Source organism: Nocardioides hungaricus, from assembly GCF_054782915.1.
Genome location: NZ_BAAGRO010000052.1, coordinates 1 through 24,414, shown reverse-complemented (window position 1 = coordinate 24,414; position 24,414 = coordinate 1). Strand labels below are relative to the sequence as shown.

The 24,414-nt window shown below is 68.8% G+C and carries 28 protein-coding genes; 17 read left to right on the top strand and 11 right to left on the bottom strand.

What is annotated here, in order from left to right:
* The first annotated feature begins 532 nt into the window (after window positions 1-532).
* Together ACYVKX_RS19260 and ACYVKX_RS19255 are read left to right on the top strand one after the other, a co-directional pair.
* A complete protein-coding gene (locus ACYVKX_RS19260; protein WP_460835295.1) occupies window positions 533-1,780 on the top strand; it encodes an IS256 family transposase in 1,248 nt (415 codons plus the stop codon).
* Between the two features lie 225 nt (window positions 1,781-2,005).
* Complete coding sequence (locus tag ACYVKX_RS19255) at window positions 2,006-3,088, top strand: tyrosine-type recombinase/integrase (protein ID WP_460835294.1); 1,083 nt, start codon at window positions 2,006-2,008, stop codon at window positions 3,086-3,088.
* A gap of 182 nt (window positions 3,089-3,270) precedes the next feature.
* Here the strand turns inward: ACYVKX_RS19255 and ACYVKX_RS19250 are convergent, their stop codons facing one another.
* The 8 genes from ACYVKX_RS19250 to ACYVKX_RS19215 all read right to left on the bottom strand — a co-directional run bounded on the left by ACYVKX_RS19250 (window position 3,271) and on the right by ACYVKX_RS19215 (window position 9,329).
* Window positions 3,271-4,446, bottom strand: coding sequence for an MFS transporter (locus ACYVKX_RS19250; RefSeq protein WP_460835293.1), 1,176 nt, complete (start codon window positions 4,444-4,446; stop codon window positions 3,271-3,273).
* A gap of 361 nt (window positions 4,447-4,807) precedes the next feature.
* Window positions 4,808-5,707, bottom strand: coding sequence for a cytochrome c biogenesis CcdA family protein (locus ACYVKX_RS19245; RefSeq protein ID WP_341242079.1), 900 nt, complete (start codon window positions 5,705-5,707; stop codon window positions 4,808-4,810).
* Window positions 5,704-6,297 carry a TlpA family protein disulfide reductase gene (locus ACYVKX_RS19240; RefSeq protein WP_460835292.1) on the bottom strand — a complete coding sequence of 198 codons (594 nt, stop codon included), beginning with the start codon at window positions 6,295-6,297 and terminating at the stop codon, window positions 5,704-5,706. Before ACYVKX_RS19240 ends, ACYVKX_RS19245 begins: the two co-directional genes overlap by 4 nt.
* 52 nt (window positions 6,298-6,349) lie before the next feature.
* Window positions 6,350-6,688 (bottom strand): hypothetical protein, encoded by a 339-nt coding sequence (locus tag ACYVKX_RS19235; protein ID WP_038273580.1) that lies wholly within the window; start codon window positions 6,686-6,688, stop codon window positions 6,350-6,352.
* A gap of 58 nt (window positions 6,689-6,746) precedes the next feature.
* Window positions 6,747-6,887, bottom strand: coding sequence for a hypothetical protein (locus ACYVKX_RS19230; protein WP_460835291.1), 141 nt, complete (start codon window positions 6,885-6,887; stop codon window positions 6,747-6,749).
* An 18-nt stretch (window positions 6,888-6,905) separates the two neighbouring features.
* A complete protein-coding gene (locus ACYVKX_RS19225) occupies window positions 6,906-7,592 on the bottom strand; it encodes an alkylmercury lyase family protein (protein WP_460835290.1) in 687 nt (228 codons plus the stop codon).
* A 73-nt stretch (window positions 7,593-7,665) separates the two neighbouring features.
* The gene (locus ACYVKX_RS19220; protein ID WP_023646695.1) at window positions 7,666-9,018 is read right to left on the bottom strand and encodes a dihydrolipoyl dehydrogenase family protein; all 1,353 of its coding nucleotides are present in this window, start codon (window positions 9,016-9,018) and stop codon (window positions 7,666-7,668) included.
* Window positions 9,015-9,329 carry a thioredoxin family protein gene (locus tag ACYVKX_RS19215; protein ID WP_460835289.1) on the bottom strand — a complete coding sequence of 105 codons (315 nt, stop codon included), beginning with the start codon at window positions 9,327-9,329 and terminating at the stop codon, window positions 9,015-9,017. Before ACYVKX_RS19215 ends, ACYVKX_RS19220 begins: the two co-directional genes overlap by 4 nt.
* Before the next feature lie 55 nt (window positions 9,330-9,384).
* Here ACYVKX_RS19215 and ACYVKX_RS19210 point away from each other — a divergent pair, with 55 nt between their 5' ends.
* The 8 genes from ACYVKX_RS19210 (at window position 9,385) to ACYVKX_RS19175 (ending at window position 15,297) form a co-directional block, all read left to right on the top strand.
* Entirely contained in the window at window positions 9,385-9,786 is a 402-nt protein-coding gene (locus tag ACYVKX_RS19210) for a MerR family transcriptional regulator (protein WP_023646693.1), read from the top strand.
* 1,112 nt (window positions 9,787-10,898) lie between these two features.
* Window positions 10,899-11,234 (top strand): hypothetical protein, encoded by a 336-nt coding sequence (locus ACYVKX_RS19205; protein WP_460835288.1) that lies wholly within the window; start codon window positions 10,899-10,901, stop codon window positions 11,232-11,234.
* Between the two features lie 124 nt (window positions 11,235-11,358).
* The gene (locus ACYVKX_RS19200; protein ID WP_460835287.1) at window positions 11,359-12,186 is read left to right on the top strand and encodes a F510_1955 family glycosylhydrolase; all 828 of its coding nucleotides are present in this window, start codon (window positions 11,359-11,361) and stop codon (window positions 12,184-12,186) included.
* Window positions 12,183-12,410, top strand: a complete 228-nt coding sequence (locus ACYVKX_RS19195; RefSeq protein WP_460835286.1) for an SHOCT domain-containing protein — start codon at window positions 12,183-12,185, stop codon at window positions 12,408-12,410. The genes ACYVKX_RS19200 and ACYVKX_RS19195 overlap by 4 nt, the downstream gene beginning before the upstream one ends.
* On the top strand, window positions 12,407-13,873 hold the full coding sequence (locus ACYVKX_RS19190) for a multicopper oxidase family protein (protein ID WP_460835285.1): 1,467 nt from the start codon (window positions 12,407-12,409) through the stop codon (window positions 13,871-13,873). Before ACYVKX_RS19195 ends, ACYVKX_RS19190 begins: the two co-directional genes overlap by 4 nt.
* Window positions 13,874-13,960: 87 nt before the next feature.
* The gene (locus ACYVKX_RS19185) at window positions 13,961-14,224 is read left to right on the top strand and encodes an SHOCT domain-containing protein (RefSeq protein WP_460835284.1); all 264 of its coding nucleotides are present in this window, start codon (window positions 13,961-13,963) and stop codon (window positions 14,222-14,224) included.
* Between the two features lie 94 nt (window positions 14,225-14,318).
* Window positions 14,319-14,894: a DUF305 domain-containing protein gene (locus ACYVKX_RS19180; RefSeq protein WP_460835283.1), complete on the top strand. Its 576-nt coding sequence runs from the start codon at window positions 14,319-14,321 to the stop codon at window positions 14,892-14,894.
* 58 nt (window positions 14,895-14,952) lie between these two features.
* Window positions 14,953-15,297 carry an NADH-quinone oxidoreductase subunit A gene (locus ACYVKX_RS19175; RefSeq protein WP_460835282.1) on the top strand — a complete coding sequence of 115 codons (345 nt, stop codon included), beginning with the start codon at window positions 14,953-14,955 and terminating at the stop codon, window positions 15,295-15,297.
* Between the two features lie 125 nt (window positions 15,298-15,422).
* Here the strand turns inward: ACYVKX_RS19175 and ACYVKX_RS19170 are convergent, their stop codons facing one another.
* The gene (locus ACYVKX_RS19170; RefSeq protein WP_460835281.1) at window positions 15,423-15,689 is read right to left on the bottom strand and encodes a hypothetical protein; all 267 of its coding nucleotides are present in this window, start codon (window positions 15,687-15,689) and stop codon (window positions 15,423-15,425) included.
* Window positions 15,690-15,707: 18 nt separating this feature from the next.
* The gene (locus ACYVKX_RS19165) at window positions 15,708-15,932 is read right to left on the bottom strand and encodes a hypothetical protein (RefSeq protein ID WP_460835280.1); all 225 of its coding nucleotides are present in this window, start codon (window positions 15,930-15,932) and stop codon (window positions 15,708-15,710) included.
* 69 nt (window positions 15,933-16,001) lie between these two features.
* Between ACYVKX_RS19165 and ACYVKX_RS19160 the strand changes: the two genes are divergently transcribed.
* The 7 genes from ACYVKX_RS19160 to ACYVKX_RS19130 are packed head-to-tail and all read left to right on the top strand — an operon-like array spanning window position 16,002 to window position 23,304.
* Entirely contained in the window at window positions 16,002-16,631 is a 630-nt protein-coding gene (locus ACYVKX_RS19160) for a hypothetical protein (RefSeq protein ID WP_460835279.1), read from the top strand.
* Entirely contained in the window at window positions 16,624-17,589 is a 966-nt protein-coding gene (locus tag ACYVKX_RS19155; protein ID WP_460835278.1) for an NADH-quinone oxidoreductase subunit H, read from the top strand. Before ACYVKX_RS19160 ends, ACYVKX_RS19155 begins: the two co-directional genes overlap by 8 nt.
* 2 nt (window positions 17,590-17,591) lie before the next feature.
* Window positions 17,592-18,155, top strand: coding sequence for an NADH-quinone oxidoreductase subunit J (locus ACYVKX_RS19150; RefSeq protein ID WP_460835277.1), 564 nt, complete (start codon window positions 17,592-17,594; stop codon window positions 18,153-18,155).
* Complete coding sequence (locus ACYVKX_RS19145) at window positions 18,152-18,454, top strand: NADH-quinone oxidoreductase subunit NuoK (protein WP_193667652.1); 303 nt, start codon at window positions 18,152-18,154, stop codon at window positions 18,452-18,454. The genes ACYVKX_RS19150 and ACYVKX_RS19145 overlap by 4 nt, the downstream gene beginning before the upstream one ends.
* Before the next feature lie 8 nt (window positions 18,455-18,462).
* Complete coding sequence (locus ACYVKX_RS19140) at window positions 18,463-20,388, top strand: proton-conducting transporter transmembrane domain-containing protein (protein ID WP_460835276.1); 1,926 nt, start codon at window positions 18,463-18,465, stop codon at window positions 20,386-20,388.
* 2 nt (window positions 20,389-20,390) lie between these two features.
* Window positions 20,391-21,881 carry a complex I subunit 4 family protein gene (locus tag ACYVKX_RS19135; protein WP_460835275.1) on the top strand — a complete coding sequence of 497 codons (1,491 nt, stop codon included), beginning with the start codon at window positions 20,391-20,393 and terminating at the stop codon, window positions 21,879-21,881.
* A gap of 4 nt (window positions 21,882-21,885) precedes the next feature.
* Complete coding sequence (locus ACYVKX_RS19130) at window positions 21,886-23,304, top strand: NADH-quinone oxidoreductase subunit N (protein WP_460835274.1); 1,419 nt, start codon at window positions 21,886-21,888, stop codon at window positions 23,302-23,304.
* A 52-nt stretch (window positions 23,305-23,356) separates the two neighbouring features.
* Here ACYVKX_RS19130 and ACYVKX_RS19125 read toward each other — a convergent pair whose 3' ends face one another.
* The gene (locus tag ACYVKX_RS19125; protein ID WP_460835273.1) at window positions 23,357-23,728 is read right to left on the bottom strand and encodes a transposase; all 372 of its coding nucleotides are present in this window, start codon (window positions 23,726-23,728) and stop codon (window positions 23,357-23,359) included.
* Window positions 23,729-24,414: the final 686 nt, after the last annotated feature.

Here is a 24,414-nt window from a genome sequence, read left to right as displayed (position 1 = left end):
ACACCAAGTTCGGGTCATCGAAGACGGGGCGGATCGTGTGAGAAGGTTTCACTTACGAGGTGTCCCTCTTGAGTTGGTGGATCTGACTGTCGCAAGCCAAATCCTCCCTGCTCAGGAGGGCATTCTCGTTCTACGCCACGCTCAGGACCTCGACCGACCTCGGTGGATCAGGGCTGAGCGGTCGTCCTGGTAACGGTCGGGTCGCACGGTCGCCTCGCGATCAGGCATGGTCGGTCGGACTCGTTGCGATTTGAGTCGTGCCGCGTTTATGCCCCGTAAACGCCAGCGCAAGCCGTCCAAACGGATGCAACGGCGTCAAGAAGGTCAACGGTCAGGCTGCCGGGTTCTGCGCGTCTGCGCAGTTCAGAGCCCATATCGCCAAGAGCGATCAAAGTCCTCAGCAGTTGAGTCCCCGATAGTGGTGTAGCGCGGTCGCCAGGATCGTCACCGGCGTGTACGCCAGACGAAGCAGCGGCCACCGCGTGATCCTTCGAGTGAACCTCTCACAGCACTCTCGAATGGAGTCATCACGATGACCGCTCCTCACATTGTCGACCCTGCCCGCCTGCTCGGTGAAGCCCTGGCCGAGGCGTCCCCGGATCTGATGCGATCGCTGCTGCAGACGATGATCAACGCCCTGCTGTCCGCGGATGCCGACGCCGTCGTCGGCGCCGAGTACGGCCGCCCCACCCCGGGCCGGACCGCGCAGCGCAACGGCTACCGCCACCGCGACCTCGACACCCGCGTCGGCACCATCGACGTCGCCATCCCCAAGCTCCGCAAGGGCACCTACTTCCCCGAGTGGCTGCTCGAGCGCCGCAAGCGCGCAGAGACGGCGCTGATCACCGTGGTCGCCGACTGCTACCTCGCCGGCGTCAGCACGCGGCGGATGGACAAGCTGGTCAAGACCCTCGGCATCGACTCGCTGTCGAAGTCGCAGGTCTCACGGATGGCCGCCGAGCTTGACGCCCATGTCGAGGAGTTCCGCCACCGCCCGCTGGATGCCGCTGGCCCGTTCACCTTCGTGGCCGCGGACGCCCTGACGATGAAGGTCCGCGAAGGCGGACGGGTCATCAACGCCGTGGTGCTGCTGGCGACCGGTGTCAACGGCGACGGGCACCGCGAGGTCCTCGGCATGCGCGTAGCCACATCCGAGACCGGTGCTGCGTGGAATGAGTTCTTCGCCGACCTCACAGCACGCGGCCTGTCCGGGGTCCGGCTGGTCACCTCAGATGCCCACCCGGGCCTGGTCGACGCGATCGCAGCGAACCTGCCCGGTGCCGCGTGGCAACGATGCCGCACCCACTACGCAGCGAACCTGATGTCGGTGACGCCCAAGAGCATGTGGCCAGCGGTCAAGGCGATGCTGCACAGCGTCTACGACCAGCCCGACGCCACTGCCGTGCACGCCCAGTTCGACCGGCTGCTGGACTACGTCGCCGAGAAGCTCCCCGCGGTCCACGACCACCTCGACGGCGCCCGTACCGACATCCTGGCCTTCACCGGGTTTCCCAAGGACGTGTGGAGCCAGATCTGGTCCAACAACCCCGCCGAGCGACTCAACCGCGAGATCCGCCGCCGTACCGACGCCGTTGGGATCTTCCCCACCCGCGAGGCCATCGTCCGCCTCGTCGGTGCCGTGCTGGCTGAGCAGACCGACGAATGGGCCGAAGGTCGCCGCTACCTCGGACTCGAGGTCCTCGCCCGCTGCCGCGTCAACATCGTCCCCACCACCGAACCCGAGATCGGAGCCGACGACCTGCCCGCCCTGACCGCCTAATCCGAACTAGAAGGAACGCGAAGCGCTACACCACTCCCGGGGACTTGACCTCCTCAGCACGGCAAGGCGCGAGCGCCCGAGGTCCAGAGGTCGCAGGTTCAAATCCTGCCCCCGCTACGAATTTCAGGCTCGGTTCCCTCTGGGGAACCGAGCCTGAAAGCTTTCTAACTTGACTCGGTCATCACAAAGTCAGCGTTATGTGACGTTCACGCAGGGCAGCGGCGGATGAAGAACCGACCTTGGCGCTGGCCTGGGCGTCGGCTCAGGGGTTCGCGCCAGTACAACCCGGCCATGACCCCCTTCATGAATGCGGCCCTCCCGGCCAGCACTTCACTCGTCCCCACCTCAGCTGGCACCACCGGCCTCCCGCCGGGGCTGACCGACGCCGACGCGGCCCGCATCGCGGCGGCCATCTCCGCCGCCCGCACCGAGTCCACCCGCACCGTGTACGCCCAGACCTGGAGTCAGTGGGAGCGCTGGTGCGGTGCGCGCGGCATCCCCGCACTACCGGGGGACCCACTCGCGTTGTGCGCCTACCTGACCGAACGCGCCGAAACCGGCAAGGCCACGGGCACCCTGGATATGTCCTGCACCGCAATCCGACACGTCCACCGCATGTGCGGAGTGGCCGATCCCGTCGAGTCCGAGGTCGTCCGGCAGGTTCGCCGCGGACTGATGCGCACCTACGGCGCCGCACCCCGACGCCTGGCCCGACCGCTCACTGTCGATGAGATCCGCCAGATCATCGGTGGCATGGACCGCAGTACGCCGATAGGCATCCGCGACGCCGCGATGATCCTCATGGGTTACGCCTCGGCGATGCGCCGTTCCGAGATCGTCGCGCTCACGCTCGCGGACGTCGAGTACAAACCCGCGGGCCTCCTGTTCAACATCCGCAAGTCCAAGATGGACCAGGAAGGACACGGGCAGGTCGTGGCTGTCGCCTACGGGCAGCACGCCCACACCGACCCCGTCGCCGCGCTCAATACCTGGCGAGCCGTCCGCGGCGAGACGCCCGGGGCCCTGTTCACCCGCATCTGGGCCAGCTCGGTCAGTCACGAACCGCTGTCCGGACACGTCGTCGCCCGCATGCTCCGCACCCGAGCCGAGGCAGCCGGACTCGACGGCACCCGGATCACCGCCCACTCCCTGCGGGCCGGCCACGCCACGGCTGCTGCGATGGCCGGTGTGCCGCTCGACCGGATCGCGGCACAGACGCGGCACAAGGACCTCACCGTCCTGGTCAACCGCTACATCCGTCCACTCGAAGTCCTCGCGAACACGTCGAGCAAGGACCTTGGGCTTTGAGCAACGGAGGTCGAGGCGGAGGGGTCTGGATGGCGACGTGGCTCGCGCCGGTCAGCGTGCCTCTCACGGCGGTTGGACGCTGGTCCGCGGCGGCTCGTCGCCGAGAACGGGTGATGGCTGGATCGCGGCTGAACCGGGCGCGGTGGCTCAAACCGTTGGCGGCACGGTGGAGTCTGTCGAGGTCAGTACGCGGGATCGCCTTTGGTCGAGGCCAGACCTGCAGCAGCTGCGGCGAGCAGTAGCGCTCCGCCGAGGTAGTAGACGGCCTCGATGCCGTACACGTCCGCGAGGATTCCTCCGATCGCGAGGGATAGAAGTCGGCCGCCTTGCCAGAGCACATCCATCAATGCGAACACGCGACCGCGCACATGTTCGGGTGTCTCGCCTTGCAGCATGGAGTTGAACGTGACGGCACCGGTGGAGGTGCCGATCCCGTACAGGGCCAGCGCGCCCGCTGCGATTGGGACGGAGGCGACCGAGGCGATGGCGAGGTCGACGACGCCGCGGAGTGCGTAAGGGCCGAACACGAACAAGGGACGAGCCGGGTTGCGGATGAGGCGGAGCAGGACGAGTGGCCCGAGCGCGGCTCCGACCCCGATCGCTCCGATCAGGAGCCCGTACCCACCGCCGCTGACACCGAGGTGCTCTGTGGCTAGGACGACCAGCAGGGCACTGGTCGCACCCGCGGAGAGCGCGGCGAGAAACTGTCCGATCGCGAGCGCACGCAGAAGGCGTCCGTGAACAAGAACCGTGACCCCTTCACGGGCCTCGGCAAGTAGGTGGCGACGCTGGACCTTTTCCGGGTTCCCGGGCACCTGCAGCCCGCGCAAGAGCACGGCGCTGATCGCGTATGAGACAGCGTTGAGGGCGAAGGCTGGACCGTATCCGAGCGAGACGACCAGAAGTCCCGCGAGTGGCGCCAACGCGATCTGGGACAGGACCGCGGCGGTCCAGATGCCGCTGTTCGCGGCGACCAGTGCGTCCTTCTTCACCAGAGCCGGGAGGATGGAGGAGGCGGCTGGGTTGAAGAAGACCGCGCCGACCGACATGCCGAACGCGATCGCGTACACCCCGACCGGGGCGTCGTGCCACACCGCCAGGACGACCGCGAGGACCAGACGGAACAGATCGGAGCCGATCATCACCCGTACCCGGGGCCACCGGTCGACCAGCGGCCCCGCGAAGGGCGCGAGCAGGAGTACCGGCAGGACCTCGGCGACCACGACGCCGCTGACCCCGAGCCCGGAGCCGGTCAGGTCATAGATCAGCAGTGCGAGCGCCACGAAGTTGAATGTGTCGCCCCACTGCGACACGGTCCGAGCCGACCACAAGCGCCGGTACCCAGTGTCCGCGAACACGTCACGAAGTCCTGGTCGCGGCGTGGTCTCTCTGGCGCTCAAATCAGCGTCTCCGTTCTTGATGGGCGCCCGTCTTAGGTATGACCATGGCACTGCGTTCGATGCCCTCCAACGCGCACCGCCCGTGCCGCAGCGCGGTGGTCGTGTGGCGGGCTCAGACGGAGCCGAGCGGCTCCGGCTCCACCAGGTGACGGCGGCGCGGCATGCCGGCAGCACGATGGCCGGGGGCCGCCGGCCGGGCGCAGGGCGATCGGTCCTCGACCATGCGGCGGCGCTGACGAAGGCCAGTGGTCAAGCCTCTGACCAGAGCGGACCCGGAGCATCGCGAAGCCGGGTTGATTGCCCAGATGGCAAGCAAAGCTCATTGCGGCCCGCCGCCGTGGGACGTGGTGCGAGGTCGCTGCGTACGGGGAGTCCGGGTCCGCGACGCGAGAAGCGTGGTGGCGGCGGTGCCGGCGAGGATGACGCCGGCTGCGAGAACGACGGCGAGTTGGTTGTCGCTCATCCACGAGGAGACGTGCGCGGACAGCGCGGCGACGCCTCCGTCGGAGGGTCGCGCGGCGCCGAGCAGTTGCGGGAGCCAGTAGTAGAGGAGGTAGAGGCCGCTGGATGCGAGCAGCGCACCTGCGATGCGGGAGGCGTAGGGGGCGATGGCGCGCAGGCTGCGTGCCAAGGCGCTTGCGGTCCCGGCGGCGAGCAGCGCGAGGCTGATCAGCAGCAGGGCGGATCCGGCGGCGTAGGCAGTGAACACGGCGATGACGCCGATCCAGGTGGTCGCCGCTGCCTGGGTGACCACGGCGAGCAAGACGGCCAGGGTGCAGGAGGCCGAGGCGACGGCGTATCCGGACCCGAAGGCCACGAGACGCCGGGTGCCGGTGACCTTGATGGGGTCGGGGTGGCGCCCGGGCAGCCGGAGTGCCGGGTGCCAACCGGCGAGCATCGCCAGGCCGATGAGGGCGAGAGCGGCGCCGAGGGCTGCGGCGATCCAGGGGACGAGTGCGATCACCGAGCGGACACCGATGGTGAGGAGCAGCCCGATGAAGGTGAAGGTCGCGGTGAACCCCACGGCCAGGGCGAGCCCGGCGCGCAGTCCGCCCGCGAGGCGAGCCACGAGGCCTGCGGTCTCAACGCTGTCGCCGTGTGCGAGCGGTCCGGTGGTCCCGGAGGTCGCGGTCAGGACGGCCGGGAGCAGTCCGAACCCGCAGGGGTTGACGGGGGCGAGCAGTCCGGCGCCAAACGCGAGCGCGAGAAGGCCGCTCACTCGACGTCCGCCTTGGTCAGCGCCGTGCGGATCTGGGTGGGGGTGGGGTCCACGCCGCGGTAGACCTCGGTGCCGGAGGCGTCGAGCACGACCGCGGTGGAGAGCTGGGTGAGCTGGTAGGCCCGGGTCAGTGCTGCGTCGGTGTCGAGTGCGTAGGCTAGGGTGTCGGCGTCGTTAGCGGTAAGGAACTCCCGCACGTCCTCGACGGACTCGTTGGGGTCGATGTCGACCGCGACGTAGTTCGCGTCGGGGGTGCTGGCCTGGGCTTCAGCAAGAGCCCGAGCGCCGGGCCCGCAGGTGCCGCAGGTGGCGGAGAAGAAGAAGACCACACTGGGCTTGCCGCCCGGTACGGGAACCTCCTCACCTGCCAATGTCGAGGCGGTGAATGCGGTCGCCACCGTGCTGGAGCCAGCGGCCGAGGACGCGGCACCGGGAGCGGGGCTCGGCTGGCTGAGCGCGGTGTAGGTGACCGCGAGCACCAGCAGGGTGACGACTGCGGCACCCACGATGGCCAGCCAGCGCCGCCCTGACCCGCCGGCGGGCCCCGGACCGGAGGCCGATGAGGACGTGGACGTTCGAGTGGTGGTCATGGTTGCTTCTCCTGCATCGAGGTCGAGTGAGGTTCCCAAGTGGTTGGTGCGCTCAACAGCACCGGTCGCGCGACGGTGGCGTGGTTGTCGAGCTAATGGCGTCGCGGGTGCGGGAGCGGCGCCGCATCCCCCAGATGCCGAGGAGGGCCGCGCCGGCCAGCAACAGGACACCCCCAGTCACGCCCCCGAGTACGGCGCCGCTGCCGGCGGTCACGCCACCGAGGACGAGCAGGGGCAGAGCGCAGCAGGCAATGGGCAGCAGAGCCAGGAGCCCGAACCACCAGCCGGAGAAGCCCCGTGGCGCTTCTTGGTCCACCGGAGTGTTGGTGACATCGCTCGCGTGCGTGGTGGGGTGCTGTTGGTTGGTGGGCGACGGGATGTGCTGTGTCATGCCAGTTCCTCCAAATGGGACGTTCGCGGGGTTGCGGGGAGATGTGGCCCGGTGCTGTTCATGGACGGCGTCCTGGCAGCGCCGAGGCGGTCTCGCTGGTGGCCGTGACCGCGAGGGCGTACACGAGGTGCGCGAGGAAGCCCGCAGGCGTGTGGTGAGTGGGTGTGCCGATGACGAAGGCCTTTGCGGCACCGGTCACCGATGTCTTCCGGGGGCGTCACTGTCGGGCGTCAGGTCGGGCCGACTGGGTCCCCAATAGATCGCCGAAGACGAGTGCTCCGGCTTCCACCGCGTCCGAGAGCGCAAGCACGAAGCCGTCCAGGGTGTGCGCGCTCTGGTAGGCGAGGGCATGCTCGCTGCAGGTGAAGAAGTTGATCACCGGGCAGCACGTCTCAGTGAGGCGTCCCTGACCCGACGAACCGACGAACACGACTGCCTGAACCGGCTGCCAGGTCCAGCGCCCGGCGCGGCTGCTCGCGGTGATCTGTTCACCGGTCAAGGGGTCAAGCGACTCAACGTCGACATCTCGGTCCAGCATCGCCGCGATGCCCAGGGCGTCGATCGCACAGTTTGCGGACACTGTCGGGCCGTCGAAGATGCGGACCTGGTGGGGTGTTGGTCCGGGCGCGAACGGGACGCCTCCGGTGATCTCTCGCCCGGCGGGGTCCAGGAACACCAGTTCTGACTCGGCCATGTGACGCAGAGCTGCGTCGAGTTCGAGGTGGAGTTCGGTGGCCCAGGACTCGAGCTGAGCGCGGGTCGGTGGCTTGCCGCTCTGAGCCAGCGCGAGCAGCGTGCGTTGGTGTAGCAGCTGGAGCGGCTCGGTTAGCGAGTTGCGTTGGGTCAGCAGCTTGTCCGCGGGTAGCCCCGTGGCTTCCAGGAGGGCACTGACTGGTGAACTCATGCTGTCGCTCCAATCGTGGTGTCGCGGCCGGTCTGTCGAGTACCCAGTCCTGTTGCAGAGGGCAGGTCGGGGGTCAGAGGATGGAGCCGAGGTCTGAGCCGACCGTGGGGTAGGCGGCGGTCATGGACTTCAGCTGGCGGGTGGTCAGGTCGAGCTTCATGGCGAGGGCGAGGAAGTTGATCAGTTCCCCGTACTCGGGGCCGAGGAGGTGTGCGCCGACGATCCGGTCGCTGGATCGGTCGATGAGGATCTTGGCGGCCGCGGTCGTCTCACCGATGCGGTAGTTGGAGTACCAGCCACTGGTGTCGCTGTAGCGGACATCGACATCAATGCCCTGGTCCCTGGCCTCCTGCTCGAGCATCCCCACCCGGGCGAGCTCGGGAATCGTGAACACCGCAGTGGGGACACCGGTGTAGTCCGGGACGGTCGTGGTGGCGTTGAGCATGTTCGACGCGGCGACCTTGCCCTCGAAGACCGCGACCGGGGTCAGCGGCATCCCGGGGCTGTTTGCGGAGTCACCTGCGGCGTAGACCGCCGGGTTCGTGGTGCTCTGCAGGTGAGGGGCGACGTGCACGCCGTGCTCGCCCGACTCGACCCCGGCTGCGTCGAGGTCCATGCCGGCGAGCTCGGGTGTCCGGCCGGCGCCATGGACGACGAGGTCGAACTCCACGGTTTCGGACCGGCCCGATCCTTCGATGCTGACCTGGTAGCCGCTCTCGGACTGCTCGATCGCGGTGATCGTCGTCGAGCGCCGCAGCTCGATCCCGGCTTCAGTGCCGCGCGCGATGAGGAGCTCGACGAGGTCGGGGTCGAACCCCTTGAGGGGCCGTACTCCGCGGTCGATGATGGTCGGGGTGCTGCCGGCACGTGCCGAGATGTGGGCGAACTCGAAGGAGATGAACCCACCACCGACAAATAGGATCCGCGGCGGAAGCACCTCCAGATCCAGGAAGTCGGTGCTGTCGATGAGGTGCTCGTGGCCGGGGAAGTCCAGCGGGCGTGGGCGTGCACCGGTGGCGATCAGGAAATGTGTCGCCTGGTAACGGGTGCCGTCGATCTCGATGCTGTTCGTATCGGTGAATCGGGCGACTCCGTGGAGGGTGTCGATGCCGTTGCCGGTGAGGCTGTCCTCCATGTTCTTAGGAACCGGATCGGTGAAGCCGTGCTTGTGCTTCATCAGGTCGGCCCAGTTGATCGACAGACCGCCCTCGTCGATGCCCTTGCCGCGCATCAGCCGGGCGCTGTCGATGATCTCGGCACCGCGGCGCAGGATCTTCTTGGGGTCGCACCCCCGCAGAGCGCAGGTGCCGCCGTAGGGCAGCGCGTCGACGATCGCGACCTTCCAGCCCTTGGAGGCGCACTTGTTGGCCGCGGAGACCCCCGCCATGCCGGCGCCGATGACGATCAAGTCGTAGCTGGGGGTCATCGTACGGTCCCGTCCGGCCCGGCGAGTGCTGCGCGAAGCTGCTCGATCGTGGGGGCGCCGGCCGGGCCATCGGGGGTGCGGTAGACCCGGCACGACAGACCGACCCCGTCATCCGGCCCGGCGAAGACGTCGACGCCATCGACCAGGATGCTCGGCGAACCGTGGAAGCCCACTCGCTCGGCTTCCTCCAACGTGTCGACGAGGTGACGCGACACCATCAGGTCGGGGCGTTCTGCGGCGATGGCGGCAAGGCGCTCGTCGGCGACCTTCCAGTTCGGGCAGTCGTCGAAGTACAACAAGGCGATGTCCATGCCAGCGACCGTAAACCTTGATCCATGGTGCAAGGTCAAGCGCTAGGATGGACCCATGCTGATCGGAGACCTGGCCAACGCCGTCGGGCTACCCAGCCAGACCATCAGGTTCTACGAACGCAAGGGCCTGCTCCCCGCACCCGAACGCGGTGCCAACGGCTACCGGATCTACGACGAATCCACGCTCGCCCGGCTGCGCTTCGTCCAGACCGCCCAGGCAGCAGGACTCACGCTCGCCGAGATCGGCACCATCATCGATCTCCGCGACGACGGCAACGTCCCCTGCGCTCACGTGGCAACCCTGATCCGCGGCAAGCTTGAAGATGTGCGCTCGCGCATCAGGGACCTCGCCCTGCTCGAGACAGAACTCGACGTGCTCATCGAGCGCAGCCACCACCTGGATCCCGACGACTGCACCGACGCCGATATCTGCCACATCATCGCCGCACCCCAATAGTTGGCCATGACCCGACGCGCGAGGCGCCGTACTCGTCGACGAGACCATGGCCACCGGCCTCCCGCACGTGTGGGCCGCCGGCGCTGCGTCGTCACCCACCACCGCCTACTCGGCACCACCTACCTGCCGCCGGGCACGACCGCCCACAAGCAAGGCCGCGTCGCCGGGGAGACGCCCTCGGCGAATCGATGAAGTACGCCGGATTGCTCGGCACCCAGGTCGTCAGGTCTCGACCTCGTCGCTTCCCGCACCGGCCTTCGTGACCACCAAGCCGCCGCCGCGGTTTGCCTCACGCTAGCCCGCCGGAGATTCAACACGTCATCAGAAGATCATCAGAAACGATGGGCAATCGTTCCGAGACGTTCCGATACAGTTGGAGGCGTCCGATGGGGAATCTCCTCAAGAACCCGAGGTTTTCCAAGGGGACCCGAGAGTTGCAGTAGTCCGGGGCGGGCCTTCGATCATGCCCAGAGGTCGCAGGTTCAAATCCTGCCCCCGCTACTGAAAAGTGGCCCGTGGCCTGCGGAAACGCAGGACACGGGCCACTTGTCATTTGAACCATTCTGGCTTGTGTCGCGCTTTGTGACCCGAAAACCCCCTCTGCAGCGGGGTCCGGCGCCGGGTTCGCCACCTGGATTCAGCCTGGGTGGTCGTCGCCAACGGCTGCGGTGGCCTTCGGCTGTGTCTGGTTTCGGGCGCCGAGGAGGACGGCGGCGAGGATGGGGTTGATGAGCTCGGGCCAGAGCGAATCGGGCATATGAGCTCGATGTCGTCGACCTGTGAAAAGGGCCGTCCTGGACTATGACGCGCGACGTTGTCGCGCTGCGGACACGGCTCGTTGGAACTCGGGGTCGTTGTGAAGCGTTCGCAGCCGACGTCACAAGCGGTCTTCCTTCTTGACGAGTGCCGATGGCACGTGATCGCTCCTCGGATCCGGCGGCGCTGCCTGCCCTCGCAGCGGCAGGACCACTGGTGCCTGGCTGGCGGCCGGGTGTGCCAGTCCCTAGACTCAGGAGGCGATGACTCTTGCCGACCGCCCCTTGCCGGGAGCCGTGAAGACGCGGCTTCCGCGGGTTGTGCTCCTGTGCGCAGTCGCACTAGGAATCGTCGGCATGCACGGGCTGGCGTCCGGGCCGGACTCCGGTGAGCACGTGGGGCACCACGCCGCCCCGTCCATGATGATGACCACCGACACCACCGTGGGCGTGGTCGCGTCCCACGGCGTCGTTGCCGGGGACGAGGCCCCACCCGCGGATGACGGGGGGCTGCTCGCGCTGTGCCTGATGGTGCTCACGCCCGGTCTGGCGCTGGGCTTGTGGATCTTCGCCACCGCGGCACGGGGCGTAGGATGGCGTCTGCCGCGTCTAGTGCCGTGGGTCGTCGCCGCGCTCGACGTGGCGGGGCTGCCACCGCCGTTCGAACGAGGGCTGACCGTACTCCGGATCTGATCAGGCACACCGGCGCACCACCCGCATGGGTCCGGTGCCTCTGTCCTGCCCTGTCATTCGATCCCTTTGGAGTATGCGCATGTGCGCGGCGCGCAAATCGCTGAGTCTGTCTTCTGGTCTCCCTATGGTCACCGGCCTCTCCATGGCCGCGGCCCTGCTCGCCAGCTGCAGCTCTGCCGAGAACCCGACCGCCTCGGACGCCGCTGCGGCCGGGGAGGAGTTCGGCCATATCCACTCTCTCGACGTGAACCCGGCGGACGACACGCTCTACGTCGCGAGTCATCACGGGGTGTTCGCCCTCGGTGCCGACGGGTTCGAGCGTGTGGGGGAGGAGCGTTTCGACGCGATGTCGTTCACCATCGCCGACGCGGACCGCTTCCTGATGAGTGGTCACCCCGAGCCGGGCGCCGGCGGACCCGCGCACTTCGGACTCTCCGAGTCGACAGACTCCGGTCGGACGTGGAGGTCGCTCTCGTTGGAAGGTGAGGCGGACTTCCATGCGCTCGAGGCGGCCGGTGACCGCGTGTACGGGGTCGACTCCCAGAGCGGGCGCCTCATGTCCACCGAGGACGGCAGGCGGTGGCGCGACCTGGGCCCGTTGCCCGCCACCGACGTGGCTGCCCATCCAGGCAACCCCGATCTTGTGCTGCTGACCGATGGCAGCGGTTCGCTCGTCCGCCTCCAGGTCTCGGGGTCTCCCGAGCGTGTGGAGTCCGCGCCGCGGTTGTTGCTCCTGGACTGGGACAGCGAGGACCTGCTGGTCGGGGCCGGCCCCGAGGGGTCGGTCTACCGCAGCGAGGACGGTGGGGACACCTGGCGGGAGGTGGGATCACTCCCGGACGTGCCTCACGCGCTGACCGCCACCGAGTCGCGTTGGTATGCCGCCACGGAGGTCGGCGTCCTCGTGTCCACCGACGCGGGCGCCACGTGGTCCGAGATCGATCAGACATGACCGCGTTGTTCTACGGAGTGCTGCTGGTCCTCGGCGTCGTGCTGCTGGCGGTGACGGCGGTGCGCGTGCTGGCCGGAGGCCTCGAAACCGGTTCGGGCCGGCCCGGTCGGCCGAGCAGGACGGGTGGTGCCCCACAGATCCTTGAGGAGCGGTACGCGGCAGGCGAGCTAAGCACGGAGGAGTACCAGCACCGATCGCGCGTCCTGAAGGAGGGGCAGTCGTGAAATCGATCAGCCGACGCGCGGCTCTGACGATGGGCGGTGCCGGCCTGGTGGGCACCGTCGTCGGTGGCACGGGCCTGTGGCGCGAGCTGTCCACCTCGGTCCTGGACCCCGTCGCCGGGGAACTGTTCACCGAGCCCGAGGCTCTCCGGAGCACCGGGGGTCTACTGGAGGTACGGCTGGAGGCTGCGCTGGGCAAGCACGAGGTCGCCGGACGCGAAGCGACGACCCTGGGCTACAACGGTGGCGTGCCGGGTCCCACGTTGCGGCTGCGACCGGGCGACACGTTGCGGGTGGAGCTGGTGAACCGGCTCGATCGGGTCACGAACCTGCACGTGCACGGGCTGCACGTCTCACCCGAAGGCAACGGCGACAACGTGTTCGTCGCTGTCGAACCGGACCGGGCGCATCGGTACGAGTATCGGTTGCCCGACAACCATCCACCAGGCGTGTACTGGTACCACCCGCACCACCACGGCACGGTCGCGGACCAGGTGTTCGGCGGACTCTACGGCGCCATCATCGTGGAGGACGACGAGGAGATCCCCGTCGACCGGGAACGGGTCATGGTCGTCTCCGACATCAACCTGGACTCCGGTGGCTCACTGGTCAGCCCGTCCACCATGGAGCAGATGATGGGCCGAGAGGGTGAGCTCGTCCTGGTCAACGGTGCCGCCAAGCCGGACCTCAAGGGCCGCTCGGGGGAGCGTGAACGGTGGCGGATCATCAATGCCTGCACCGCCCGCTACCTCGCGCTGAGACTGCCAGAACAGCGCGCCCGGGTTGTTGGCCGCGACGTGGGTCGGCTGCCCCGGGACACGGCGTTGGAGGACGTCGTGCTCGCGCCCGGGAACCGGCTCGACCTGGTGGTCGACCTTTCCGAGGGAGGCAGCGAGCTCACCGCGATGCCGGTCGACCGCGGCGGCATGATTGGCCAGATGATGGGCGGGGGCCCGAGGCCAGTGGGTGGCGGTGCGGTGACCCTCGCCCGCTTGAGCGTTTCCCCGAGCGGCAACCGAGCCGTCGGTGGGATCCCGCCTGGCCCGGCTGTCCGCGACCTGCGTGACGCTGACGTCGATGGTCGTCGGTCGATCATCTTCCAGATGGGCATGGGCGGGATGATGGGCGGCGGCGAGGGTCCGATGAGCTTCACCTTCGACGGTGAGGAGTTCGACGCCGACCGGATCGACCAGCAGGTGGGGATGGGCACGGTGGAGGAGTGGACCATCGGCAATGACAGCCCGATGGATCATCCCTTCCATCTGCACGTGTGGCCGATGCAGCTGCTGGAGGTCGACGGCCGCGAGCTGTCCGAGCCGGTCTGGCTCGACGTCGTGAACGTCCCCGCCCGAAGCCAGGTCAAGGTCCGGGTCGCGTTCGAGGACTTCGGCGGTCGGACCGTCTACCACTGCCACATCCTCGACCACGAGGACCGGGGAATGATGGGCACCGTCCTGGCCAGTTGACCTCGCGGCGGTCGCCGCCCAGAGCGGGCCGCCTGCCAACACAGCGGAGCCCTCGGGGCTCCAGAATCGGAAAGAGAGGTGAGACCCATGTATGGCAACGGAGGGGGCATGGGCTGGATGTGGTTCATCTGGCCGATCATGATCCTGGTCATCGTCCTCGTCGTTGTGCTGCTGGTTCGCGGCAGCGGCGGAGGCACGAACCGCAGCAGTGGCAGCGCGCCACCGCCTGGACCGGGGACCGGGAGAACGCGAGCGCAAGAGATCCTCGACGAGCGCTACGCCCGGGGCGAGCTCACCGACGAGGAGTACCAGGACCGTCTCCGACAGCTCCGAGGCGACAACGACCGATAGGCGCAGGCGGAACCATTGCGCCGGATCACCGACGACAAGCTCCGGTGTCACAACCGGCGATGTGGATGCGTACCCCGATGAGAGGAGTCCCCGCATGACCACGAAGTCCGAGAAGAACCAGTCCTCCGAGCACGAGCAGCGCACGAAGCACGAGCGCAAGATGTACCTCATCTTCGCGGCCATGATCACCACGTCGACGGTGACGATGTTCCTGCTCACCTACACCAACGCGTTCACTTGGTCCCACATGACGTTCAGCGAGGAGCGGGTCTACATGGCCATCCTCATGGGGTCGGCGATGGCGCTCATCATGCTCGGCTTCATGTGGGGGATGATGTACAAGAACGTCAAGGTCAACGTCGCCATCATTGTGGCCGCGCTCGTGGTGGGGGGCTCCGCGTTGTGGCTGTCCCGGTCGCAGACCTTCGTGCAGGACGAGTCCTACATGAAGGGCATGATCCCGCACCACTCGATCGCGATCCTCACCAGCGAGCGGTCCGAGATCGAAGACGTTCGTGTGCGCAAGCTGGCCGACGAGATCATCAAGGCTCAGCGCATCGAGATCGCCGAGATGAAGTGGCTGATCGAGGACATCGAGAAGAACGGTGCCGCCACCACCGAGGAAGAGGCCAAGCAGCGCCCCGTCCCGGACTTCGAGGCAAGCCCCTGAGCACGGATCCCCGTCCATCGCCAGCCAGTGGCGACGATCTGAATGCGAGAGGAGAGTCATGTACGCAGGGGTTGTCGTGATGGCGAGCGCGGTCGGGGTGCTCGTGCTCGGGCTGTACGCGCTGCACAGGCTCACCGCCGTAGCGCCGGACTCGCTGAACGTGCTTCCGTTCGAGTCGGGCTGGGCCCCCGAGCAGCACGCACTGTCGCGGTACCACGTGCGCTGGTACCTCGCGACGCTGCTCTTCCTCGCGTTCGACGTCGAGATGCTGTTCATGTATCCCTGGGCGGTCGTCGTCGCACAGGTCGGCGTGACCGCGGTCGTCGAGATGTTCCTCTTCTTGGCTGCTTTGTTCGTCGCCGTGCTCTGGGCATGGCGGGAGGGGGCACTGCGTTGGGTCTGAGTGACGCAATCGCACGGAGCGCTTCCCGGCACGCTCACGCCCTGGTCGTCGAGGTGCCGGGCTCGTGGCGCACGCGAATGGCGGCGGAGCGCAACGTGGCCGCCCGTGGATGGCGCCTCGCCATCTCACCCGCGGACGCCGACGTGCTCGTCGTGTGCGGCGAACCCGGGCCGGGGCTCGCGGAGGCGATCGAGGGCATCTGGCACCAGATGCCGGGACCTCGAGTGCGCGTTCACGTGCACGCGGGCCACGAGGTGGGTGCTCGACTGGACGAAGCACACACCGGCCTGCTCGACACCGACCGCCACCGCCGTGACGCGCAGCAGCGACCCACCGCCTCCGAACTCCTCGCCGAGCAGGCGGGATCTCGAGTCGAGAGTCATGGTGGCCATGGAGACACGGACCACGGTTCAGCCGGCGGCCACGAAGGCATGGACCACGAGGGTCACGAGGGCCACGAGGGCCACGAGAGCCACGATGGCATGAACCACGGCGCCCATGAGGGCATGGACCACGGCGGCCATGAGGGCATGGACCACGGCGGCCATGAGGGCATGGACCACGGCGGCCATGAGGGCATGGACCACGGCGGCCACGAGGGCATGGACCACGGCGGCCACGAAGGCATGGGCCACGGCGACATGGAGATGTCACCGGGAGGCATCCCTCTCGCGGAGGGCGGCGAGGACCGAGATGGGCTCGAGATGGACGTCTTGCAGGTGCGTCTCGGGCCTGTGCTGCGGTACTGGCCGGCCGGTCTGGTGTTGCGCTGCTCGCTTCAGGGCGATGTCATTGTCGAGGTACAGGCCGAGCTCGTCGACGGGCGTGCCCGCCAGGATGACGAAGTTGTCGGGCCGGCCCGCGGCATCGACAACATCGCCTCGCTGCTGGCGTTGGCGGGGTGGGACGACGCTGCGGCAGAGGCCCGAAGGATCCGCGACACCGCCCTGGAGCCCGGGGACGGAGCGGCGGGGTCGGAACTCGAGCGTCTGCGCCGGAGGGTCCGTCGTTCGAGGACGTTGCGCTGGTCGCTGCGAGGCGTCAGGCGGCTGAGCGACGAGGACGCCCACGCCCGGGGGTTGCCGGCCGCCGCGGTCGGTGACACCTATGAGCGGCTGATGGGCATGCTGGACCGGGCGGTCGCCGGTGTTGCCGCGACCGCCGCCGGTGACACCGGCACTCGGACGGACGACGCCGGCCGGACACTCTCGACCGACCACCTGGCGCATCTGGTCATGGGTCTGGATCTCGCCACGGCACGTCTGGTCCTCGCCAGCCTCGACATCCACGAGCTGCTCGCCGGACAGGCGGAGCACGAGGTGTCGCATGGCTGACCCGATGCCGATGACGGACTCGCCGATCACCACCGTGGCGCCCGGCTGGGCGATTGCCGCGTTGGGGATTCTGGGTGCGCTGGCCGTCACCGCTGCCATGCTGGACGGTGCCCTCGCCGCGCGTGCGGGGGGCGGGCCGGGCGGGAAGATGGGCGGGGCGGTCCGGCCGTTCGGTGAAGCGGCCCGGCTGATGCGGCAGCGACGTCGTACCACCGTCGAAGCCGACCGCCTGCTGTGGCGCATCGGGGGTGCCGGGCTGCTGGTAGTGGCGGCGCTGATGGTGACGGTCGTGCCGTTGGGGGAGTGGACAATCTTCGACCTCGACGTGGGCGTCATGTGGTTCAACGCCATGGACGTGATGGTCTGGGCGCTGGTGTGGTTGACCGGGTGGGGTGCGAACTCGGCACACTCGCTGGTCGGCGGCTACCGGTTTCTGGCGCACGGACTGGGCTACGAGCTTCCGTTGATGTTCGCCCTGGTCGCTCCGGCGATCGCCGCGGAGACCCTGAACGTGGGCGCGGTCGCGGCGGCCCAGGAGGGCCTCTGGTTCGCTGTCTGGATGCCGGTGGCGTTCCTCGTCTACCTGCTCGGGGTCGCGGCCTTCTCTGTGTGGGGGCCTTTCGCCCCGGCGATCGGGACGGACGTCTCCGGCGGCGCACGGGCGGAGCTGTCGGGCGTGGACCGGCTGGTGTTCGAGGCGGGGCGATACGCGCTGCTGGCCGCCGGCGCGGCGTTCGCGGTCCCGATGTTCCTCGGCGGCGGCGCCGGTCCGCTGCTGCCGGGATGGGCCTGGGTGCTGGTGAAGACCGTTGCCCTGCTCGCGGTCCTGGTCTGGCTGCGGCGGCGGCTGCCGGCCTTCCGGCCGGACAAGTTCATGGAGGTGGGCTGGATGCTGCTGCTCCCGGCCGTGCTGCTGCAGGACCTGGTCGTCGCCGTCATCGCCGTCTGGAGGTCGTGAACGTGCTCAGTGACATCGCCTTCTGGGGGGTCGGGCTCGTCGCGGTGCTCGGCGGCGCCGCGGTCTTCTACGTCGACTCGATGGCTCGAGCGACGTACGCCCTCGCCCTGTCCTTCGTCGCGGTTGGCCTGCAGGTGCTCTTCCTGCAGCAGAACTACGTCGGCGTGGTGACGATCCTGATGATGGTCATGGAGATGGCGATCATGGCCGTCTACATGGTCATGTTCATGGGGATGAACCCCGCGCTGATGCCGATGAGCATGGTGCACAGCAACAAGACCGCTATCGCCGTCGCCGTGACCACGTTCCTGGCGCTCGCGACGGGCATCCTGATGGTCGACTGGCCCACCCGCCGGGGCAGTCCACCGCCAGACGTCACCATGGCGCTGGGGGAATCGTTGATGGGCCCGAAGATGCTGGTGATGGCCGTGATCAGCCCGGTCATGGTGGCCACCATCGTGGCCGGCGTCGTGCTCGCGGCGCACCGCACCCGCTACGACCGGTTCGGCGATGACCTGAAGCGGCGCCCCGCGGACGACCCCCAGCCCGGAGGTGTCGGCAGATGACCTTGGAGGCGACCCTGCTCATCGCCGCGGCGATCTTCAGCGTCGGGCTGTACGGCGCGATCTCCCAGCAGGTCGTGGTGATGGTGATGATGGGCCTGGAGCTCATGATCAACGCTGTCATCCTCGCCGCTGCCGGCGTTTGGTGGTTCCTCGCTCCCGACCCGACCGGGCAGGTCCTCCTCATGGTGATCATCGCCGCGATGACCGTGGAGATGGCGATGGGCTTCGCGGTCGCCACGCTTCTGCATCGTGAGCGTGGTGCCGACATGACCGACATGGCCACGGACCTGTCGGGGTGACCATGTCCATGTCCGAGACCGCACTCTGGCTGCTCGTGCTCCTGCCCGCCGTGGTGGGCGGAGGGCTCGCCCTCTCCCGCCTCGAGCGGGCGGCGGCCGCCGTGTCGCTGGCCACGGCCTTCACCACAGCCGCACTGTCGGTGGTGGTCGCCCTCGAACGGCCGAGGGTGTCGGTCCCGTTCATGGCCGGCAGCGATCTCGCTCTCGGGGTGGATGCGCTGTCGGCCTTGGTCGCACCGACGGTCGCGGTCGTGAGCCTGCTCGTGCTCGTCTTCTCAGCCGGTGAGATCCGGGAGTCACAGGCCCGGTTCCACGGGCTCATGCTGCTCTTCGCCTCCGCCGCGCTCCTGACGGCGACTGCCGAGACGCTGCCCGCGCTGCTGTTCGCCTGGGAGGTGATGGGCGCGACGTCGTTCGCACTGATCGGGTTCTGGTGGCGCGACGACCACCGGGTGTCCGCCGGCATCACGGCGTTCGTGACCACGCGCACGGCGGACGTTGGGCTGTACGTCGCGGCCGGAGCAGCGCTCGCCGGTGGAGCCGGCCTGTCACTGGGCGACCTGCCCGCAAGCAGCGAGGGGTGGCGCCACGTCGTCGCGGCGGGTGTCCTGGTCGCAGCACTCGGCAAGGCGGCCCAGCTGCCGTTCTCGTTCTGGCTGTCGCGCGCGATGGAGGGTCCGAGCCCGGTCAGTGCACTGTTGCACTCCGCGGCCATGGTCGCCATGGGTGGCTACCTGCTGCTGCGCACCGAGCCGCTGTTGGCCTCAACCGGCTGGACCGCGCCGGCTGCTGCCTGGGTCGGCGCACTCACCGCGCTGCTGCTCGGCGCCGTCGCCGTGGCGCAGCAGGACCTCAAACAACTGCTTGCCGCCTCCACGGCCGCCCAGCTCGGGTTCGTGGTGATGGGCGCCGGGCTGGCCTCGGTGAGCGGGGGAGCGGCACACCTCGTGGCACACGCCTCGACCAAGGCGCTGCTCTTCCTCGCCGCCGGGGCCTGGCTCACCGCGCTCGGCACCAAGCAGCTCGCCGGCCTGCGTGGCGTGGCTCGGCGGTGGCGGCTGGTCGGCTGGGCCGCCACCGCCGGTGCGCTATCCCTCGCGGGCGTCGCCCCGCTGGCGCTGTGGGCGACCAAGGACGCGGTCCTCGCCGCGGCCCTGGAGGAGTCACCGTGGATCTACGCCGCCGGCCTCGCCGCGGCCGCGCTGTCGGCGGCGTACGCCGGCAAGATCTTGGTGATCCTGTGGCGACAGCTGTCCGAACAAAACCACGCCGAGGTCGAGGCGCATCTCGACGCGGAGGAGCCGGGCACCCGCCACGTCGGCATGCTGGAGCAGATGCCGCTGATCGCACTCGCGCTCGGCGCAGTGGTCCTCGGAGTGCTCGCGCTGCCGCCGTTCGGCGACACGATCGCCCGCGCTCTCGGCGAGGAGCCGCTCCACCCGACATGGGCGGAGATGACCGCGTCGGTCGTGATCGCACTGGGGGTGCTGGCGCTCGTGTGGTGGCGTCCGGTGCCGGAACCGGGATGGGCCCTGGCCTGGCTGGGTCTCGAGCGCGCGACACAGGCCCTCGTCGTACGCCCGACCCTCGCGCTGGCAGAGGCGCTGGCGCGCTTCGACGACCGCGTCCTGGACCGGGGCGTGGCCGGGTCCGCCGCGGCCGCGCTCGGTCTGGCGCGTCGGGCAGCGACCTTCGACGACCGGGTGCTGGACGGTGCGGTCGAGACAACGTCCCGGGCGTCGCTGTGGACCGCGACTCGCGCGGCACGGGACGACGACCGGTGGTTCGACGGGGCGGTCGAGGGGCTCGCTGCGCAGCTGCGCCGCCTCGGCCGCCTCGCACGTCGTCCGCAGACCGGCCAGCTGCACCAGTACTACATCCAGGCCGTCGCGGTGCTCGCGATCGGCGTCCTGCTCCTTGTCACGGTGAGGTGAACGTGCTCAGTCTGATCGTATTCCTGCCCCTGGCTGCCGCTGTGGCCCTGCTCGCGCTTCCGCGGCTCGGCGACGCGGCCGCACGGTGGACGTGGGTCGCGGTCGCAGCCGCCGACCTCGCCCTCGTGGTCGCGGCGTGGCTGCGCTACGAGACGCCCACGGCCGGACGACTCGCCTTTGAGGAGCAGGCCGAGTGGATCCCCGGCGTGAACAGCAGCTACCACCTCGGCGTCGACGGGTTGTCCCTGCCGCTGATCGCGATGACCGCGGTGATCTTCCTCGCCTGCGCGATCTTTGCGCTGCGCGAGACCGACCGGCCGCGTCTCCAGGCTGCGCTGTTCCTCTTCCTGCAGAGCGTCAGCATGGGCCTGTTCGTCGCCGCCGACCTGATCCTCTTCTTCGTCTTCTTCGACCTCTCGATCGTCGGCATGTACTTCGTGATCGCCGGCTGGGGGCACGGCAACGCAGCCCGGTCGGCGATGAAGTTCTTCCTCTACACGTTCCTGGGCTCCCTGGCCCTGCTCGTCGGGTTCATCGGCCTCTACATCGCCGCCGACCCGCACACCTTCGACATGGTCGAGCTGGCCGAGCAGACCCCGCTCGCCGGGTCGTCGCTGGCCGGTGGGCTGGTGCTGGCCGCCATCCTGGTCGGACTGGCGGTGAAGACCCCGACCGTGCCGTTCCACACCTGGCTGCCCCCGGCCCACACGGACGCGCCGGCGATCGGCTCGGCTGTCCTGGCGGGCGTGCTGCTGAAGATGGGCACCTACGGGTTCGTGAGGATCGCGATGCCGATGCTGCCCGAGGCGTGGCGGGACTGGGCGTGGGTGATCATCGTCGTCGGCATCGTCTCGGTCGTGTACGGCGCCCTGGTGGCCCTGGCCCAGACGAACTTCAAGCGGATGGTGGCCTACACGTCGGTGAACCACATGGGCTACATCGTCCTCGCCGTCGGCGCCGCAGGGCTCGTCGCCGACGACACCGCGCAGGCCCGGTCCATTGCGGTCACCGGTGCCGTCACACAGATGGTCAGCCACGGCCTGATCACCGGTGCGCTGTTCCTCCTCGCCGGCGTCCTCCAGGACCGGGCAGCGACCTACGACATGGACTCCTACGGCGGCCTGGCCGGACCCGCCCCCCGATTCGCCGCCTTCTTCGCCGTCGGTGCCTTCGCATCCCTTGGCCTTCCCGGGCTGTCCGGCTTCATCGCGGAGTTCCAGATCTTCACCGGCAGCATCGCCGCCGCCCCCGTCACGGCGATCGCGCTCTTCGGAATCCTCCTCACCGCGGCGCTGTTCCTCCGAGCGCTGCAACGGATCTTCACCGGCGAGACCCGCGGCCGCTCGGTCGGCTTCACCGACCTGCGCGCCGCCGAGGTCTGGTCGGTCGGCCCGCTGCTGGTGCTCTCCCTGCTCATCGGAGTGTTCCCCCGACCACTGCTCGCCGTCATCGAGCCGGCGGCCGAGGTCGCCGTCGAGCTCGTCGGAAGGTAGGCCCGTGGGCTCCGACATGGCCATGCGGCCGCTCCTGCTCCTGCCGGAGATCGTGCTGTTCCTCGGCGGGCTCGCGGTCCTGGTCAGCGGGTCCTTCCTCCCGCGGACCCGCCAGTGGGTCACCCGCGTCATCGCCGCGGCCGCGCTGATCGCCGCCGCCATCCTGGCCGCGGTCGACCTCCCCGGCCCGGCCCAGCCGGCGATGGAGGCCACCTTCACCGTCGACACCGCCACCGGAGTGGCGCGGATCGTCGCCGCCCTCGGCACGTTGATCGTCCTCGCGCTGGCCTCCGACGAGATCGCCGGCTCGCCGCGGGAGAGCGAGACCTACGCACTCTTCCTGTTCTCGACGACCGGCGCGCTCGTCCTCGCCGGCGCCGACGACCTGCTCGTCGTAGTGGTCGGGTTCCTGCTCGCGAGCATCCCGCTCTACGGCCTGATCGGCATCGCGCGCACGCCCCGCGGAGCCGAGGCGGCCATGAAGACCTACCTGCTGGGTGCCCTGTTCGGCATCCTCCTGCTGCTCGGGGTCACGTTGCTCTACGGCGTCTCCGCGACCACGTCGTACGCCGACCTCACCGACCGACTTGCTGAGGCGCCGCAGGGCGTGGTCGCGGCGAGCGTCGTGGCAGTGCTGGGTGGCCTGATGTTCAAGGCCGGCGGCGTCCCGGGGCACTTCTGGGTCCCCGATGCCGCCGAGGGTGCGGGCGGAACGGTCGCGGCCTTCCTCACCACCGTGCCCAAGATCGGCGCGATGGTCGCCGCCTACAGGCTCATCGCCATGCTCCCCGACACCCTCGCCTGGCCGCTGCTGGTCGCCGTCCTCGCCGTCGCCAGCATGACGCTCGGCAACCTCGCCGCCTACTGGCAGAGCGACCCCCGGCGCCTGCTCGGCTGGTCCACGGTCAGCCAAGTCGGCTACCTGCTCGTGCCGGTCGCGGTCGCCGGGCGCAGCGACCTCGCCCTGCCCTCCCTGCTGCTCTACCTCGCCGGCTACACCGTCACCAACCTCGCGGCATTCGCCGTGACGACCGCCTTCCCCGACCGGCGCGACCTCGACTCCTACCGCGGCATGGGCCGAGCCCGGCCATGGCTCGGCGCATCCCTCGTGGTGGCGCTGCTCGGCCTCGTCGGCACCCCGCCGACCGTCATCTTCGCCGGCAAGCTCACCACCACCGCCGCCGCCTGGGACGGCGGACTTGCCTGGCTGGCCGTGCTGGTGTTCGTCAACACCGTGATCAGTCTCTTCTACTACCTTCGGTGGATCGCACCCGTCTACGGCCGAGGGGAACCCCCCGCGCCAACCCTGCCAGGAGCGTTCATCCCTGCGGCCTGGTCGGCGACGACGGCGGTGGTGACCTCGGCTCTCAGCCTCGTGCTCGGCATAGGCGCAGGCGTCATCTGGAGTGTCTTCTCGGTCTGACCTGCATCTGGCACGTGGGCGCCTCGGCGGCCGACGCGCAGTGGTGGGAGGGTCAATCCCAGGCGCCGGCTGTCGAGTCCCCGCGGAGCCCGCGCGGGAACGCCAGGTGCAGGATGATCCTTTCCCACGCGGCTTGCCGGGTCCCGACCGCGTGGGGGTACTTCGTGTCCCAGACCGAGTCACGGAAGGTGTCGGACTCGGGTTGCGCGGCGGCCCCGTCCGGGGCGGGGTAGATAGGTTTGAGCGCTTTCGCGAAGCCCGTGCGGTCCTTGTGGTAGACGCCCGATGCGAACGTCGAGCAGGCCCCATCGCCCAGCCACGCGGGTCCCCAGACGTGGTTGATGAGCTGGCGCCGGGTGAGAACGATCCTCGGCGGCTCAGACAGTGCGGCCAACACGTCGGACTCGGTACGCGTCGACGCCACGGGTTCACCAGCGAGCCAGACATCACGGCCGGGCCCGGTCGATGCTGAGCGCACCGAAGGACTCGGGCGGCCTGGATGCGTTTCCGTCGTGTGAAAGCGGGCGTGAACCCCCGGAATGGGTAGGCAGCGAGTCCTGCGGGCTTCTTCAAGGAACCCTCGCACAACCGCGACCAGGCCTCCACGAAACCCGGGGCGATTCAGGTTGCGCATGCCCGTCAACTCCTCGACGCCCGTGAACGGCCTCATCCCGGCCACACACAGCCCAGCACCGGCGGTGATCAGGGCTCCACCGGCGACGCGCGCTGGTCCGGGTGGGATGGGAAGGCGTACGGAGCGGCGGGCCAGCACCCACGCGGTCAGTACTGCGTGGGCGGAGTAGGCCGTCCACATGGCAGCCGCTGTGGATGCCCGCATTGACCCGTGCCCGTCCATGTCGTTCGCCATTCTGGCGAGAAGAGGCAGGCGGTGCGCGATGGTCGTATCACCGGTCATGGGCTGGGTCTCCGTCGCTGACGGTCGGTCGACGCGATCGGACCAATAGCGCCACCAATAGTGGGCGATGGGCGACCGTCCCTTCTTGCCACCGTCGCCAAACTGCAACATGAGCTCCGTCAGCTGGTGTTGGCTTGCAGCCGAGCTGTCCAAAGTCTCAGCTTGTTGTCCACAACGGTCAGCCGGGGCTGACG

Coding starts and splice junctions, on each gene's coding strand:
- ACYVKX_RS19220 (WP_023646695.1), bottom strand. CDS start 9,018: ATGACCCCCAGCTACGACTTGATCGTCATCGGCGCCGGCATGGCGGGG.
- ACYVKX_RS19200 (WP_460835287.1), top strand. CDS start 11,359: ATGGTCACCGGCCTCTCCATGGCCGCGGCCCTGCTCGCCAGCTGCAGC.
- ACYVKX_RS19210 (WP_023646693.1), top strand. CDS start 9,385: ATGCTGATCGGAGACCTGGCCAACGCCGTCGGGCTACCCAGCCAGACC.
- ACYVKX_RS19195 (WP_460835286.1), top strand. CDS start 12,183: ATGACCGCGTTGTTCTACGGAGTGCTGCTGGTCCTCGGCGTCGTGCTG.
- ACYVKX_RS19145 (WP_193667652.1), top strand. CDS start 18,152: ATGACCTTGGAGGCGACCCTGCTCATCGCCGCGGCGATCTTCAGCGTC.
- ACYVKX_RS19255 (WP_460835294.1), top strand. CDS start 2,006: ATGAAGAACCGACCTTGGCGCTGGCCTGGGCGTCGGCTCAGGGGTTCG.
- ACYVKX_RS19235 (WP_038273580.1), bottom strand. CDS start 6,688: ATGACACAGCACATCCCGTCGCCCACCAACCAACAGCACCCCACCACG.
- ACYVKX_RS19180 (WP_460835283.1), top strand. CDS start 14,319: ATGACCACGAAGTCCGAGAAGAACCAGTCCTCCGAGCACGAGCAGCGC.
- ACYVKX_RS19170 (WP_460835281.1), bottom strand. CDS start 15,689: ATGGCCACCATGACTCTCGACTCGAGATCCCGCCTGCTCGGCGAGGAG.
- ACYVKX_RS19155 (WP_460835278.1), top strand. CDS start 16,624: ATGGCTGACCCGATGCCGATGACGGACTCGCCGATCACCACCGTGGCG.
- ACYVKX_RS19225 (WP_460835290.1), bottom strand. CDS start 7,592: ATGAGTTCACCAGTCAGTGCCCTCCTGGAAGCCACGGGGCTACCCGCG.
- ACYVKX_RS19140 (WP_460835276.1), top strand. CDS start 18,463: ATGTCCGAGACCGCACTCTGGCTGCTCGTGCTCCTGCCCGCCGTGGTG.
- ACYVKX_RS19175 (WP_460835282.1), top strand. CDS start 14,953: ATGTACGCAGGGGTTGTCGTGATGGCGAGCGCGGTCGGGGTGCTCGTG.
- ACYVKX_RS19260 (WP_460835295.1), top strand. CDS start 533: ATGACCGCTCCTCACATTGTCGACCCTGCCCGCCTGCTCGGTGAAGCC.
- ACYVKX_RS19185 (WP_460835284.1), top strand. CDS start 13,961: ATGTATGGCAACGGAGGGGGCATGGGCTGGATGTGGTTCATCTGGCCG.
- ACYVKX_RS19205 (WP_460835288.1), top strand. CDS start 10,899: ATGCACGGGCTGGCGTCCGGGCCGGACTCCGGTGAGCACGTGGGGCAC.
- ACYVKX_RS19160 (WP_460835279.1), top strand. CDS start 16,002: ATGGACGTCTTGCAGGTGCGTCTCGGGCCTGTGCTGCGGTACTGGCCG.
- ACYVKX_RS19240 (WP_460835292.1), bottom strand. CDS start 6,297: ATGACCACCACTCGAACGTCCACGTCCTCATCGGCCTCCGGTCCGGGG.
- ACYVKX_RS19215 (WP_460835289.1), bottom strand. CDS start 9,329: ATGGACATCGCCTTGTTGTACTTCGACGACTGCCCGAACTGGAAGGTC.